We start from the raw sequence: 14,230 nt of genomic DNA on the forward strand, positions 1-14,230 counted from the left end.
GATAGATTTTGATATGAACCGTTTATTTTGAGTTCTCTTTTTTTACGCTCCATTAGCTATCTTCTTTAAGGAAGGAGACGATCATGGAAAAGTTAAATATAGCTGGCGGCGATCCTCTCAACGGGACAGTACATATAAGCGGAGCTAAAAACAGTGCTGTCGCTTTGATACCTGCAACGATTTTGGCTGAATCGACGGTTACTCTTGAAGGTCTTCCCGATATTTCGGACATTTTGACGCTGCGCGACCTGCTGAGGGAGATCGGCGGAAATGTTCATTTTGAAAATGGAGAAATGGTCGTTGATCCTGCGCCGATGATCAGCATGCCTTTGCCGAATGGAAAAGTGAAGCAGCTCCGGGCTTCTTACTATTTAATGGGAGCCATGCTCGGCCGCTTTAAAAAAGCGGTTATTGGACTTCCAGGCGGCTGCCACCTCGGTCCGAGACCGATTGACCAGCATATCAAAGGTTTTGAAGCGCTGGGAGCCGAAGTGACAAATGAACAGGGTGCGATTTATCTGCGTGCAGAGGAATTAAAAGGGGCACGCATTTATCTTGATGTCGTCAGTGTTGGAGCAACGATCAACATTATGCTTGCCGCCGTACTCGCAAAAGGCAGAACCGTAATTGAAAACGCTGCGAAGGAACCGGAAATCATCGATGTCGCCACACTTTTAACGAGCATGGGTGCGAAAATCAAAGGCGCGGGCACTGACGTCATCCGCATCGAAGGCGTTGAGTCCCTGCACGGCTGCAGACACTCGATTATTCCAGACCGGATTGAAGCCGGAACCTTCATGATCGCAGCGGCCTCCATGGGTCAGGAAGTCCTGATCGACAACGTGATACCGACACACTTAGAATCGCTGATAGCCAAGCTGCGCGAGATGGGAATTCGGATCGAAGAAAGCAGCGACCAAATTTTGATGATCGGCGGACAGAAGGAGCTGAAGCCGGTCGACCTCAAGACGCTTGTATATCCGGGTTTTCCAACTGATCTGCAGCAGCCGATGACCTCGCTTCTCACAAAGGCAAACGGGACGAGCGTTGTCACGGACACGATCTATTCCGCCCGCTTTAAACATATCGATGAGCTGCGGCGCATGGGTGCATCGATGAAAGTCGAAGGGAGATCGGCAATCATCACCGGACCTGTTCAACTTCAAGGCGCCAAAGTGAAAGCGAGCGATTTGAGAGCGGGAGCCTGCCTCGTTGTTGCCGGGCTCATGGCGGAAGGAGTTACGGAAATTACCGGTCTTGAACATCTTGACAGAGGATACAGCAAGCTTGAAGACAAGCTCACAAACCTCGGCGCCACCGTCTGGCGTGAAAAATTGACAGACCAGGAAATGGAACAGCTGCAAAATTCCTAGTGAACAAGCTTTTCAATATCAATCATAAAACCGATTTGCAAATGGGGAGAGGAGATTAGGATAGGAATGGAAAGAAGTTTATCAATGGAACTCGTACGTGTGACAGAGGCGGCTGCGCTTAAGTCGGCACGCTGGATGGGAAGAGGAAAAAAAGACGAAGCGGATGACGCGGCGACAAGCGCTATGCGGGATGTGTTCGACACCATACCGATGAAGGGAACAGTTGTGATCGGGGAAGGTGAGATGGATGAAGCTCCGATGCTCTATATCGGAGAAAAGCTTGGAAACGGTTATGGTCCGCGGGTAGATGTGGCAGTCGATCCTCTTGAAGGTACAAACATCGTCGCAAGCGGCGGCTGGAATGCACTTGCCGTTATCGCTGTGGCGGATCACGGAAACCTGCTGAATGCGCCTGACATGTATATGGATAAAATCGCCGTCGGTCCGGAAGCTGTCGGATGCATCGATATTGAGGCGCCTGTGATCGACAACTTGAAAGCCGTGGCCAAAGCAAAAAATAAAGATGTCGAAGATGTCGTCGCAACCGTTTTGAACCGTTCCAGACATGAGCGCATCATCCACGAACTCCGGGAAGCGGGCGCAAGGATCAAGCTGATCAATGATGGTGATGTAGCCGGAGCAATCAATACAGCCTTCGACCACACAGGAGTCGATATTTTATTCGGATCAGGCGGAGCCCCGGAGGGTGTTTTGTCCGCTGTGGCGCTGAAAGCGCTTGGAGGGGAAATTCATGGCAAGCTGCTTCCGCAGAGCGAAGAAGAGTTGAAGCGCTGTGAAAAAATGGGTCTTGATACCGGGAAAGTGCTGCGGATGGAAGACCTTGTCAAAGGGGACGACGCGATTTTCGCCGCCACCGGTGTGACGGACGGAGAACTGCTTCGCGGCGTTCAATTTAAAGGTTCTGTCGGGACAACACACAGTATTGTCATGAGGGCGAAGTCCGGTACGGTCCGATTTGTTGACGGAAGACACAGCCTTAAGAAAAAACCAAACTTAGTGATTCGGCCTTAAAGGAAAGAAAAAGCGGGGATGACCCGCTTTTCCCCTGTATGTAACAGCCTTATGAATTGAACAGATGGCATGACTCTGGTACAATTGCAGACGGCTTGCTTCTCCATGACATGCTCCAGGCGCGCTTTTCAAAACAAAGTCATCTCTATCAATTTTATGTCAAATCACAAATGAAGTTGAATATGAATGTCAAATGAGGTAAAAATAAAGAGTGCTGCGAAATTTTTCAGCTCAATCCCGGTTTCTTAAAGGAGAGCCTGAATTCCTGCCGCATCCATCAGATATGCGATTATCTTCTCTTGTTAAGTCCTCGCTTCTTTCTCGACTTGCTTATAATCCTTTTCAATACGTCGATATATATTGGGTGGAAGCGTAGCCGATAAAAGCTGAATCGGCGGTACCAATCCGTTTACATTATTTGATTAGAAAAGAGTGGTGTTCTTAGTGAAAGATGTATCCATTTCATCTTTGGAAAATATGAAATTAAAAGAGCTGTATGAGCTTGCACGTCACTATAAAGTCTCGTATTACAGCAAACTGACAAAAAAGGAACTGATCTTTGCCATTCTGAAAGCGAATGCCGAACAAGAGGATCTTCTCTTTATGGAAGGTGTTTTGGAAATCATCCAGTCCGAAGGATTCGGCTTTCTTAGACCGATTAACTATTCCCCAAGTTCAGAGGATATCTATATTTCTGCTTCCCAAATCCGCCGTTTTGATTTGAGAAACGGTGATAAAGTTTCCGGAAAGGTCCGGCCTCCAAAGGAAAACGAACGGTATTACGGTCTGCTTCATGTGGAAGCAGTGAACGGAGATGACCCGGAATCGGCAAAAGAACGTGTGCACTTTCCGGCTTTAACGCCTCTTTATCCAGACCGCCAAATGGTGCTTGAAACGAAGCCAAATTACTTGTCGACACGGATCATGGACATGATGGCGCCGGTTGGCTTTGGACAGCGCGGTTTGATTGTCGCCCCTCCAAAAGCAGGTAAAACGATGCTTCTCAAAGAGATCGCCAACAGCATTACAGCCAATCACCCGGAAGCGGAGCTGATCGTCCTTCTGATCGATGAGCGTCCTGAAGAAGTGACGGACATCGAACGATCTGTAGCTGGAGACGTCGTCAGCTCGACTTTTGATGAAGTGCCTGAGAACCATATAAAAGTGGCCGAGCTTGTGCTGGAGCGGGCGATGAGGCTCGTCGAGCATAAAAAAGACGTCATCATTTTAATGGACAGCATCACAAGGCTGGCCCGCGCCTATAACCTGGTCATTCCGCCAAGCGGCAGAACATTGTCCGGAGGGATCGATCCCGGCGCATTCCACCGTCCGAAACGGTTCTTTGGAGCGGCCCGAAACATTGAAGAGGGCGGAAGTTTGACGATATTGGCAACCGCTCTTGTCGATACGGGGTCCCGCATGGACGATGTAATCTATGAAGAGTTTAAAGGAACCGGCAACATGGAGCTGCATCTTGACCGTTCTCTTGCGGAAAGAAGAATTTTTCCTGCCATTGATATTCGCCGTTCGGGTACGAGAAAAGAAGAGCTCCTTGTTCCGAAAGAACATCTTGACCGCCTCTGGTCCATCCGCAAAACAATGTCCGACACACCGGATTTTGTTGAGAAATTTATGAGAAAGATGAAGAAGACGAAAACAAATCAGGAATTCTTCGATATGTTGATCCAGGAATGGAAGCAGTCCAACGTGTCGGCTGCGAGACGGTAATTTAACTTTGGTTTGCAAAACGTCCGGATCACTGTTATAATTCTATCATGTGCGTTCCGGAGGTTTTGTCCCGGAATAATAACTCTGTTTCCGAAACGGATTCAGGGCGGAAGGAGATGACAGACATGAAAACAGGAATTCATCCTGAGTTCAAAAAAGCAACAGTCAAATGCGCTTGTGGAAACGAATTTGAAACAGGCTCAGTCAAAGAAGAGGTACGCGTTGAGATTTGCTCTGAATGCCATCCGTTCTACACTGGACGCCAAAAATTCGCTTCTGCTGATGGTCGTGTTGATCGCTTTAACAAAAAATACGGTCTTAAGTAATAATAGATATGATAAACAGGCAGGAATCGTTCTTGCCTGTTTTTTACATGCAATCAATTGCTGGAGAGGGGTTATAGATGATGTACGTCATGAAGCAAAGCGGCTGGCTTGAACTCATATGCGGGAGCATGTTTTCGGGAAAATCGGAAGAGCTGATCCGCCGGGTGAAAAGGGCGACATTCGCCAAACAGGAAGTCAAAGTGTTTAAGCCGGCCATAGATAATCGTTACAGCAATGATTCTGTCGTATCCCATAATGGGACATCCATTGTGTGCCATGCGATCACATCTCCGGCTGAAATTTATCAGTACATAAGCGTTAACACGGATGTGATCGGCGTTGATGAAGTGCAGTTTTTTGACGAAACGATCGTCCGCACGCTAACCGCTCTGGCTGATCAGGGATATCGGGTCATTGCCGCAGGGCTTGACCAGGATTTTCGCGGGGAACCGTTCGGCGTCGTTCCGGATCTGATGGCTTTAGCGGAAACGGTGACCAAGCTGCAAGCGGTATGTTCTGTCTGCGGTTCCCCGGCCAGCCGGACGCAGAGGCTGATCAACGGAAAACCGGCCTCATATGATGATCCGGTCATTTTGGTAGGCGCATCAGAAACGTATGAAGCACGCTGCCGTCATCACCATGAGGTGCCTGGAAAACCTGAATAAAATGAAGCAAAAACACTTGGTAAAAACAAGTGTTTTTTTTATTGGATTCTTTTTGTGGAAATAATTGTAATTAAAAAACTTAATTAAGGATACGAAAAAATTATCTAATTTTCATTGCTTGAATTTTGGCAAGAGCAGGCATAAAATGACTTACTGTAGTCAGAAAAAATGTAAATAGGTTTTGGGTATTGTTCAGATTTTTGTCAAAAACGCGCGTACATATTTGACAAAGTTAAAAGAAAGAAAACAATGTTTCATCATTAATCGTAATTATTTCACCTTATTAACATTTTAGAAAGAAGGTAATTAGTGTGAATAACATGAAAAAAACGAAGGAAGGATATCTGGAAACTTCTTTAAGAGGAAAAGATGTTTTATCGATTCCTGCTTTAAATAAAGGGGTGGCATTTTCTCTTGAAGAGAGAAAGAATCTCGGACTTGAAGGGCTTCTGCCGCCGACCGTTTTAAGCCTCGATCAGCAGGCAGAACGTGCATATGAACAATTTTCCGCCCAGCCTGACCGTCTTCGTCAAAACGTATATTTAAACGATCTGCAAAACAGAAACGAAGTGCTTTTTTATAAATTGCTGCAAAATCATCTTCGTGAAATGCTTCCTGTTGTTTACACGCCGACTGTCGGTGAAGCGATTCAGGAATACAGCCACGAGTACCGCAGACCGCATGGGATCTACTTATCTATTGATGATATCGCGGGAATCGAAACAGCGTTTCAAAATCTCCAGGCATCAGCAGACGACATTGATCTGATCGTTGCTACCGATTCCGAAAGCATTCTGGGAATCGGTGACTGGGGTGTCGGGGGCATCAACATCGCGATTGGAAAGCTGGCAGTTTATACGGCCGCAGCAGGCATTGACCCAAGCCGCGTGATTCCGGTTGTCCTGGATGTCGGAACAAACAATGAAAAGCTTCTGAATGATCCGCTTTACATCGGAAACCGTCATCCTCGTGTTCAAGGCGAGCGCTATGATGCATTCATCGACGCTTATGTTGAGACGGCATTGAAATATTTCCCTAAAGCGCTTCTTCACTGGGAGGATTTTGGGAATAAAAACGCCCGTAACATTATGGGTAAATATAACCATAAAATTGCAACGTTTAATGATGATATCCAAGGAACAGGAGCGATCACGCTTGCGGCGATTTTAGCAGCTGTTAAAAAGACAGGAACATCGTTAAAAGATCACCGCGTCGTTATCTTCGGCCCTGGTTCAGCGGGAATTGGCATCGCCGATCAAATCCGCGACACGATGGTTCTTGAAGGGCTGTCTGAAGAAGAAGCAAACAAAGCGTTCTGGACAGTCGATTACAGAGGTTTGCTGATGGAAGGCATGGAAAATATTCTCGATTTCCAAACACCTTATCTGCGCGGTACAGAAGAAGTGAAAGACTGGAACCGCAATGAAAAAGGGGAGATTTCTTTCGAAGAAGTCGTCCGCCAAGTGAAACCTTCTATTTTAATCGGAACATCAGGTGTCTCCGGCGCCTTTACAGAAGAAATCGTCAAAGAGATGGCGGCTCACACGGAACGCCCGGTTATTTTACCGATGTCCAACCCGACTACATTAGCTGAAGCCGTCCCTGAAGACTTGTTTAAATGGACGGATGGAAAAGCCTTAGTCGCGACGGGAAGTCCGTTCGAACCTGTTGTCTACAATGGAGTAGAGCATGAAATCGGACAATCCAACAACGCTTTCGTCTTCCCGGGATTGGGACTTGGCACAATCGTTTCACAAGCAAAAGTGATCACAAACGGAATGTTTGCTGCCTCTGCAAACGCGGTTGCCGATATGGTTGACCATGATCAGCCGGGTGCAGGGCTCCTTCCGAAAATCGATGATCTTCAAGCCGTGTCTGTACAAGTCGCAATTGATGTAGTCAAAGCAGCGATTAAAGACGGTGTCGCCCGCGTTCAGCCGGATGATGTCGAAAAAGCGGTGCGTGAAGCGATGTGGCGTCCGGAATACCAAACCGTTGTCGCAAAACGCGACTAATCTTGAAGACTGGGAAAATAATAAAAAAACGTCTGTGGCCGCACTCAGAGGCGGCCGTCACTAACCGGAATTTTGGGATCGGCGGCTTGATTTGAACGATCCGTCAAAGCCGCCGTTATTATGTCCTGAAAATAGGACGACATAGAGGAGGAAACAGCTTTGAGCTTTTTAAATATTTTAATCCTCCTTGCGCCAATATTTTTTGTTATTGCGCTGGGATGGTTTGCAGGTCATTTTGGTAGTTATGATGCTAAATCAGCAAAAGGGGTAAGCACACTCGTTACAAAATACGCGCTTCCGGCTCACTTTGTGTCCAGCATCTTGTCAACACCCAAGGATAAGTTTTATAGTCAAATTCCGCTAATGGTATCGTTGATTCTCGGAATTGTAGGGTTTTACGTTATTATTTTACTTCTTTTAAGATTTTTATTTAAATACGATCTAACAAATGCATCCATGTTTTCATTAAACTCTGCACAGCCGACTTTTGCGTTTATGGGGATTCCGGTGCTCGGAAGCTTGTTCGGTGCCCAGGAAATTGCGATTCCGATTGCGATTACAGGAATCGTCGTCAATGCGATGCTCGATCCTTTGGCCATCATTGTAGGTACTGTCGGCCGCTCATCTAAAAAGGAATCCGAAAACAGCGACAGCCTGTGGAAAGTAACGGGAAAATCCATTTTACACGGCTTGTCTGAGCCGCTTGCTTTTGCGCCGCTCGCAAGTATTATCCTTGTGCTATTCGGTTTGCAAATCCCTGAACTTCCGCAGAAAATGCTTGATATGATTGGTAACACGACATCTGGAATCGCTCTTTTCGCGGTCGGGGTGACCGTCGGAATCCGCCAAATCAAATTCAGCATGCCGGCTTTAAGCATCGCCCTTCTCAAGGTTGCGGCACAGCCAGCATTAATGTTTGTGATCGCCATGGCGGTCGGCCTGTCTTCTGCCGACTTGACAATAGCGGTTCTGCTTGTTGCCTTCCCAGGCTCTGCAGTGGCGGCCATGATCGCTACGAACTTTGAAAGCCAGGAAGCGGAAACGGCGTCTGCGTTTGTCATCAGTGCGGTGCTGTCCATCGTGACACTGCCGATATTAATTGCCATCACCGCATAGAAAAAAAGCTTGCAAGTGCTCATTCGTGCACCTTGCAAGCTTTTTTCATTTAAAAAGAAAAGATCGATTTAAATTTTCTTTTCGGTTTTTCTTCCCTTCTGACCGTTGACTCTGTGTCGCTTTTTCTGCTTTCCAACTCGCTGATTTTTTGCTCAAGGTGTTTAATTTGCTGCCGTTCTTCTTCCAGTTCGCGTCTTTGCTGAAGGAGCTGGTAGGAGACGACTTCGTCCGCTTTTTGTTCGAGCTTCCTTTCCAGATCGGCAATTTTTTTCTGAAGCAGCTCGCGTTCCAGCTGTTCATGGTGCAGCAGCTGCTGCACTCTTTTCTCAATCCATGCGTTCAAATGGTCCGGCGCTTTCGGTTGAACCGTTTCGTTTTTCTTGATCACATAGGCTTTTTTCTGCCGTTCAACCGTGACCTCTTTTATAGGTGTTCCGTTTTGCAGCTGTTCCTTGACTTCTTTTAAAATGGCGAAGTCGTCATCTGTGAAAAAGTAGTGGCCGAGTTCGTTCCGGGAAGCGGGCAATTGCAGCTGCTTCACCCAGCGCTGCACCGTTTTAGTGGAGACGCCGAGCTTGTTTGCTGCATCAGTTGTATTCATTTTAGCTACCTCCTTTTAACGATTATCAGATCATGTAAAAGGGATATTCGACCCGGATCAAAAGCTTCCTTCCTGTTAGACAAAAGAAGAAGGGATTCGCCAAAGAAAGCGATATTTCTCCAGGCTATCCTTCATACAGCTCCAAAGGCAGGCCGTCGGGATCAAAGAAAAAGGTAAAGCGTTTTCCGCTGCCGGGATCGATGCGAACCGGCTCCAGCCGGATGCCTTTTTCCTGAAGCTTGCCGACGGTTTGCTCCAGGTTGTTAACTTTAAAAGCCAAATGGCGGAGGCCGGCTGCTTCCGGCCTTGTGACGCGCTTCGGCGGGTTTGGGAACGAAAACAGCTCAATGACGTAGCGGCCGTGAAGCGAGAGATCGAGTTTATACGAATCCCGGTCTTCCCTGTAGGTTTCGGAGATGATCTCAAGGCCGAGCTTGTCGACATAGAATGTTTTGGATGCTTTATAATCTGAACAGATGATCGCAATGTGGTGGATCGCTTCAAGCATGGCGGCAGACTCCTTTTTTCTTAAAAGTATACCAAAAAGCGCCATCTCTCAAGTTGTTTTGACTGGGAACAGTCCCTATACTATAATTAGAATGTTACGCACAGCAAACAGAGGTGAAGACCGTGTTAGACCGTTTAAAATCGATAGAAGATCGGTACGAAAAATTAAATGAGCTTTTAAGTGATCCTGAGGTGGTAAACGATCCGAAAAAGCTCAGAGAATATTCCAAAGAGCAATCTGATATACAGGAAACAGTTGAAGTATATAGACGTTACCGGAGCGCTTCGGAGCAGTTGAATGATGCAAAGGCGATGCTGGATGAAAAGCTTGATGCCGATATGCGCGAAATGGTCAAAGAGGAGATTTCTGAACTGCAGGAAGAAATCGAGTCGCTGACAGAGCAGCTGAAGATCTTGCTGATACCAAAAGATCCGAACGACGATAAAAACGTCATTATGGAAATCCGCGGGGCTGCCGGCGGTGAAGAGGCGGCTTTGTTCGCCGGAAACCTTTACCGGATGTACAGCCGCTATGCTGAGCTGCAGGGCTGGAAAACAGAAGTGATGGAAGCCAGTACAACGGGTACGGGCGGCTATAAAGAGATCATTTTTATGATCACTGGAAACGGTGCATATTCAAGGATGAAATACGAGAACGGTGCGCACCGCGTGCAGCGCGTGCCTGAGACGGAATCAGGCGGGCGCATCCATACGTCGACGGCGACGGTCGCCTGTCTTCCTGAAGCCGAAGAAGTCGAAATCGACATCCATGAGAAAGATATTCGCGTCGATACGTTCGCCTCAAGCGGTCCGGGGGGGCAAAGCGTCAACACGACGATGTCCGCCGTACGTCTGACTCACCTTCCGACAGGTGTTGTCGTGTCATGCCAGGATGAGAAATCGCAGATTAAAAACAAAGAAAAAGCCATGAAGGTTTTGCGGGCGAGGATTTATGATAAGTTTCAGCAGGAAGCACAGGCTGAATATGATCAAAACCGGAAATCAGCCGTCGGTACAGGTGACCGCTCTGAACGAATCCGGACGTATAACTTTCCGCAAAACCGCGTGACAGATCACCGGATCGGCTTAACGATCCAAAAGCTCGACCAAATACTTGAGGGCAAGCTTGACGAGGTCATTGACGCGCTGATTGTCGAAGATCAGGCAAGCAAGCTTCAGCAGGCGGAGAGCTAAAATGAAAACGATTTTCGAAGCCCTTCACTGGGCTTCTTCTTATTTAGCCGAAGCGGGAAGAGACCGAAACGCCGCTGAAATCTTGCTGATGAACCAGCTTAAAATCGAACGGAGCAAGCTGTTGGCAAGCTTCCATGATCCGATGTCCGACACCGATTTTCAAGCATTTAAAAACTCTGTTGAGCGGCATCATTCCGGTGTTCCTGTTCAATATATCACAGGAAAGGAATGGTTTTACGGACGGGAATTTTCGGTTAATGAACATGTGCTGATTCCGCGCCCTGAAACCGAAGAAGTCGTGGAAACCGTCCTGGTCATGGCGAATGACGTCTTTCCCGGAAAGAACAGCCTTGAAGCGGTCGATGTCGGGACGGGGAGCGGAGCGATCGCCGTCACTCTTGCGCTTGAGAGTGAGCGGTTTTCCGTTACGGCCACAGATATTTCTGAACAAGCGTTGAAAACAGCGGCGAATAATGCAGACAGGCTTGGAGCGAAAGTGGATTTCATCAGCGGTGATTTGCTGAAACCGCTGATTGCGCAAAACAAAAAAGCCGATGTTATTGTTTCGAATCCTCCTTATATATCAGAAGAAGAAATGCGGACGCTGTCTGAAGTTGTCCGGCTAAACGAGCCTGTCGGCGCCTTGACGGACGGAGCTGACGGCTTGCGGTTTTATCATCGTTTTATGAAGGAGCTGCCAGAGGTGATGGCGGATAAAGCGCTGATTGTGTTCGAAATCGGCTGGTCTCAAGGGAACGCCGTCCGGGATATGTTCCATCAGTTTTTTCCGCAAGCGGAGGTTCAGGTCAAGAAGGATCTGAATGGAAAAGACCGCATCGTCTCCGCAGTTGTCGAATACGGCGGCCGGTAAGAACAGCCTGGGTTTCAGGCTGTTCTTTTTGTTTATCCGTTTAGATTAAAAGCTTAATAGATTTTTTTGCATGAATCCGTTTAAACCGTTTCGTCTTTGACCATAATGTGGCTAGAAAAGGATGAAGAACGGAGAGGAACGGTGGGAAAAATGAAGAAATCATCTATGGCTTGTTTATATATATTTCTGTTAATGATAGGCGCGATTGCCAACCTGACGACAGAGGAGACGGCTAAATCGTCCAACGGTGAGCCGGCGGTTATTCCGGATGAAGCGATTCGCTTGCGGATCTTGGCGAACAGCGACAGCGAGAGCGACCAAAACCTCAAACGGCAAATCAGAGACGAGGTCAATCAAGAAATCACAAACTGGGTGGAAGATCTGACTTCAATTCAGCAAGCGAGACAAGTGATTCGATCAAAACTCCCTGAAATTAAAGACATCGCAAACGATGTCATGAAACGGGAGAATGCCGAACAGTCCGTAGCCGTCCGTTTTGACAAAGTCTCCTTCCCGACAAAGCTTTACGGAAACATGGTGTATCCAGCTGGAGAATATGAGGCTGTGTTGATTACATTGGGAGATGGAGAGGGAGCCAATTGGTGGTGTGTTCTGTTTCCGCCGCTTTGCTTTTTGGACTTTTCGAACGGGGAAGCCGTTCAATCGCCTGAAGAAGACGAGCAGACAAAGGAAAAACCAGCTGAAACCGATGAAGTCGCTTCTTCAGACGAACAAAAAGAAGAAGACAAAGAAGTGAAATTCTTTCTCGTAGAATGGTTTACAGGACTGTTCTCATGAGCGGCCAAGCGGGTATTTGCAATGCTGCTCGTCATCCGATGTTTTAATAGGTTTGGCGGGTGGTTATTCATGTGTGTGCAATATGATATAATTTTCCAAAACGGCGGGTAGCACCATTTGTAAGACGCGACAGAAGCGTATGAACGAATGCTAGAAAAATATGAACAACAGCGGATATCTTGATGTGGATATTCCGATGGTTCTGCTAATCGAAATGGAAATAGGGGTAGCCGGGTTTCTTCCAAATCAAAAGGTATATTTTACTGTCGCCCTCATAGATTGAAGAGAGAAGCTAAAAACGGGGTGAAAAGATGTTCTACCAATTGAGGTTAGCGGAAGCAAAAGACATACATGCCATTGAAGCGTTTTTAAGAGAAGCTGGGACAAGCCATAAAGGAATTGACGAAAAGAAAAGTCAGTTTATTATGATGGAGAATCCTCCAAATAAAATCGTCGCCTGCCTTGGGATGGAGGAAATGGAAAATGAAAAAGGGCTTTTGCGTTCGCTCGTCGTATCTGACAAGCTCAATCAAGGCCATATCGTCTCTCTGTTTCAGGGCATGCAGGTGTTGTGTGAAAAACGGGGGATTCATACATTATATTTAGTCGCTAACAATCGAAAATCGATGGATTTTCTTGAAGTCATGGGATTCAAGCAAGCAGAAGTCGTCCCGGAAGAACTTTGTCAATCGGAACACATCTCAGATTCACTCAAAGTAAATGGAGCCGTTTTAATGGTGAAAACGCCGATTTCTTAATTGATTTATACACAGAGATATCCACGTTTTCAAAAGCGTTATCCACAAAATGTGGACAACGCTTGTTTTCTTTTCTCTCATCTTTTATACTTTCAACAGGATTTACATGTATTTTTAACGTTTTTAGTGTTTTGTTAAGGGAGTTTTGATGTTGATGAATACAATGTTATGGACTGTGGATGCAAAAGGGGATTTGTCCACAAACTATCCACAAATTACACAAGCTGCCCGGCTGCTCCAGCAGAATGAAACGGTCGCTTTTCCGACGGAGACCGTTTACGGGCTTGGCGCAAACGCGAAAAGCACCGAGGCTGTCGCTAAAATATATGAAGCAAAAGGGCGTCCGAGCGACAATCCCCTTATTGTCCACATTGCGGATATCCAGCAGCTTGAAGAATTTGCAGAGGTGGATTCTTCTCAGGCTTCAGCCCTTATGGAGCGTTTTTGGCCTGGTCCGCTGACGCTCGTTTTGCCATGCAAACAAGGCGTGTTATCCACAAGGGTGACAGCAGGGCTTGACACGGTGGCGGTCAGAATGCCCGATCATCCGGTGGCGCTTGCGTTGATTAAAGAAGCGGGCGTTCCTGTCGCTGCTCCGAGTGCGAATGTATCCGGCAAACCGAGTCCGACGAAAGCCGCGCATGTCATCCACGATTTGAACGGACGGATTGCGGGGATTGTCGACGGCGGGCCCACCGGTGTAGGGGTGGAATCAACCGTCGTGTCCTGTACAGGAGACATTCCGGTTATTTTAAGACCGGGCGGTGTAACAAAAGAACAGCTCGAAGCCGCGGCCGGCACCGTACTCATTGATCAGGGGATCACAGATGAAGAAAAGGCACCATTGTCTCCCGGGATGAAGTACACTCATTATGCTCCGGAAGCACCGCTTGCGATCGTAAACGGCACTTCGGAAGAGATCCAGCGGCTGATCGGGCAATATCAGAAAGACGGAATGAAGGTCGGGGTTCTCACCACAGAAGAACGGGCAGGCGCTTACCGGGCGGATGCCGTCCGCATCTGCGGCAGAAGAGACCGCTTGGAAACCGTTGCTGCCGGTCTGTATGATGCTCTCCGAAGCTTCGATGAAAAAAAACTCGATTACATTTTCGCGGAGTCTTTTCCTGAGGAAGGCGTGGGACGAGCGGTGATGAATCGACTGCTAAAAGCGGCGGGACATCGCGTGATCGAGGTGTAAGAAGCCCTTTCTAAACTGTTCTATCCCGCTTTGGACGTGCATAAGCTA

General features: G+C 47.4%; 14 protein-coding genes. 12 read left to right on the forward strand and 2 right to left on the reverse strand.

Annotation, left to right across the window (positions count from 1 at the left end; translation table 11 throughout):
* Nucleotides 1-83 precede the first annotated feature (83 nt).
* The 7 genes from M654_RS02585 (at nucleotide 84) to M654_RS02615 (ending at nucleotide 8,255) form a co-directional block, all read left to right on the forward strand.
* On the forward strand, nucleotides 84-1,373 hold the full coding sequence (locus M654_RS02585) for a UDP-N-acetylglucosamine 1-carboxyvinyltransferase (RefSeq protein ID WP_026589108.1): 1,290 nt from the start codon (nucleotides 84-86) through the stop codon (nucleotides 1,371-1,373).
* 66 nt (nucleotides 1,374-1,439) lie between these two features.
* Nucleotides 1,440-2,405 (forward strand): class II fructose-bisphosphatase, encoded by a 966-nt coding sequence (gene glpX / locus M654_RS02590; RefSeq protein WP_026589107.1) that lies wholly within the window; start codon nucleotides 1,440-1,442, stop codon nucleotides 2,403-2,405.
* 444 nt (nucleotides 2,406-2,849) lie between these two features.
* Nucleotides 2,850-4,133: a transcription termination factor Rho gene (rho, locus tag M654_RS02595; protein ID WP_026589106.1), complete on the forward strand. Its 1,284-nt coding sequence runs from the start codon at nucleotides 2,850-2,852 to the stop codon at nucleotides 4,131-4,133.
* Between the two features lie 125 nt (nucleotides 4,134-4,258).
* A complete protein-coding gene (gene rpmE / locus M654_RS02600) occupies nucleotides 4,259-4,459 on the forward strand; it encodes a 50S ribosomal protein L31 (RefSeq protein WP_026589105.1) in 201 nt (66 codons plus the stop codon).
* 80 nt (nucleotides 4,460-4,539) lie between these two features.
* Nucleotides 4,540-5,124, forward strand: coding sequence for a thymidine kinase (locus M654_RS02605; RefSeq protein ID WP_026589104.1), 585 nt, complete (start codon nucleotides 4,540-4,542; stop codon nucleotides 5,122-5,124).
* Between the two features lie 311 nt (nucleotides 5,125-5,435).
* The gene (malS, locus tag M654_RS02610; RefSeq protein WP_026589103.1) at nucleotides 5,436-7,139 is read left to right on the forward strand and encodes an oxaloacetate-decarboxylating malate dehydrogenase; all 1,704 of its coding nucleotides are present in this window, start codon (nucleotides 5,436-5,438) and stop codon (nucleotides 7,137-7,139) included.
* Nucleotides 7,140-7,298: 159 nt separating this feature from the next.
* Nucleotides 7,299-8,255 (forward strand): AEC family transporter, encoded by a 957-nt coding sequence (locus M654_RS02615; RefSeq protein WP_026589102.1) that lies wholly within the window; start codon nucleotides 7,299-7,301, stop codon nucleotides 8,253-8,255.
* Between the two features lie 49 nt (nucleotides 8,256-8,304).
* Here M654_RS02615 and racA read toward each other — a convergent pair whose 3' ends face one another.
* Entirely contained in the window at nucleotides 8,305-8,856 is a 552-nt protein-coding gene (racA, locus tag M654_RS02620) for a chromosome-anchoring protein RacA (protein WP_026589101.1), read from the reverse strand.
* A 124-nt stretch (nucleotides 8,857-8,980) separates the two neighbouring features.
* Nucleotides 8,981-9,364 (reverse strand): SMU1112c/YaeR family gloxylase I-like metalloprotein, encoded by a 384-nt coding sequence (gene gloA2 / locus M654_RS02625; protein WP_026589100.1) that lies wholly within the window; start codon nucleotides 9,362-9,364, stop codon nucleotides 8,981-8,983.
* Nucleotides 9,365-9,486: 122 nt separating this feature from the next.
* On the opposite strand from gloA2, the gene prfA reads away from it, so the two are divergent.
* The 5 genes from prfA (at nucleotide 9,487) to M654_RS02650 (ending at nucleotide 14,182) form a co-directional block, all read left to right on the forward strand.
* Nucleotides 9,487-10,557, forward strand: a complete 1,071-nt coding sequence (prfA, locus tag M654_RS02630) for a peptide chain release factor 1 (RefSeq protein ID WP_026589099.1) — start codon at nucleotides 9,487-9,489, stop codon at nucleotides 10,555-10,557.
* A 1-nt stretch (nucleotide 10,558) separates the two neighbouring features.
* Nucleotides 10,559-11,428 (forward strand): peptide chain release factor N(5)-glutamine methyltransferase, encoded by an 870-nt coding sequence (gene prmC, locus M654_RS02635; protein ID WP_026589098.1) that lies wholly within the window; start codon nucleotides 10,559-10,561, stop codon nucleotides 11,426-11,428.
* A 150-nt stretch (nucleotides 11,429-11,578) separates the two neighbouring features.
* Nucleotides 11,579-12,226: a stage II sporulation protein R gene (gene spoIIR, locus M654_RS02640; RefSeq protein ID WP_026589097.1), complete on the forward strand. Its 648-nt coding sequence runs from the start codon at nucleotides 11,579-11,581 to the stop codon at nucleotides 12,224-12,226.
* 311 nt (nucleotides 12,227-12,537) lie between these two features.
* Nucleotides 12,538-12,984: a GNAT family N-acetyltransferase gene (locus M654_RS02645; RefSeq protein WP_026589096.1), complete on the forward strand. Its 447-nt coding sequence runs from the start codon at nucleotides 12,538-12,540 to the stop codon at nucleotides 12,982-12,984.
* A 154-nt stretch (nucleotides 12,985-13,138) separates the two neighbouring features.
* Nucleotides 13,139-14,182 (forward strand): L-threonylcarbamoyladenylate synthase, encoded by a 1,044-nt coding sequence (locus tag M654_RS02650; protein ID WP_026589095.1) that lies wholly within the window; start codon nucleotides 13,139-13,141, stop codon nucleotides 14,180-14,182.
* Nucleotides 14,183-14,230 lie beyond the last annotated feature (48 nt).

This window comes from Bacillus sp. NSP9.1, assembly GCF_000465465.2.
Lineage (GTDB): Bacteria > Bacillota > Bacilli > Bacillales > Bacillaceae > Bacillus > Bacillus sonorensis_A.

Excerpts from the sequence above, each read along its gene's own strand:
- M654_RS02585 (WP_026589108.1), top strand. The coding sequence starts at position 84 with ATGGAAAAGTTAAATATAGCTGGCGGCGATCCTCTCAACGGGACAGTA.
- glpX (WP_026589107.1), top strand. The coding sequence starts at position 1,440 with ATGGAAAGAAGTTTATCAATGGAACTCGTACGTGTGACAGAGGCGGCT.
- rpmE (WP_026589105.1), top strand. The coding sequence starts at position 4,259 with ATGAAAACAGGAATTCATCCTGAGTTCAAAAAAGCAACAGTCAAATGC.
- M654_RS02605 (WP_026589104.1), top strand. The coding sequence starts at position 4,540 with ATGTACGTCATGAAGCAAAGCGGCTGGCTTGAACTCATATGCGGGAGC.
- racA (WP_026589101.1), bottom strand. The coding sequence starts at position 8,856 with ATGAATACAACTGATGCAGCAAACAAGCTCGGCGTCTCCACTAAAACG.
- gloA2 (WP_026589100.1), bottom strand. The coding sequence starts at position 9,364 with ATGCTTGAAGCGATCCACCACATTGCGATCATCTGTTCAGATTATAAA.
- prmC (WP_026589098.1), top strand. The coding sequence starts at position 10,559 with ATGAAAACGATTTTCGAAGCCCTTCACTGGGCTTCTTCTTATTTAGCC.
- spoIIR (WP_026589097.1), top strand. The coding sequence starts at position 11,579 with ATGAAGAAATCATCTATGGCTTGTTTATATATATTTCTGTTAATGATA.
- M654_RS02645 (WP_026589096.1), top strand. The coding sequence starts at position 12,538 with ATGTTCTACCAATTGAGGTTAGCGGAAGCAAAAGACATACATGCCATT.
- M654_RS02650 (WP_026589095.1), top strand. The coding sequence starts at position 13,139 with ATGAATACAATGTTATGGACTGTGGATGCAAAAGGGGATTTGTCCACA.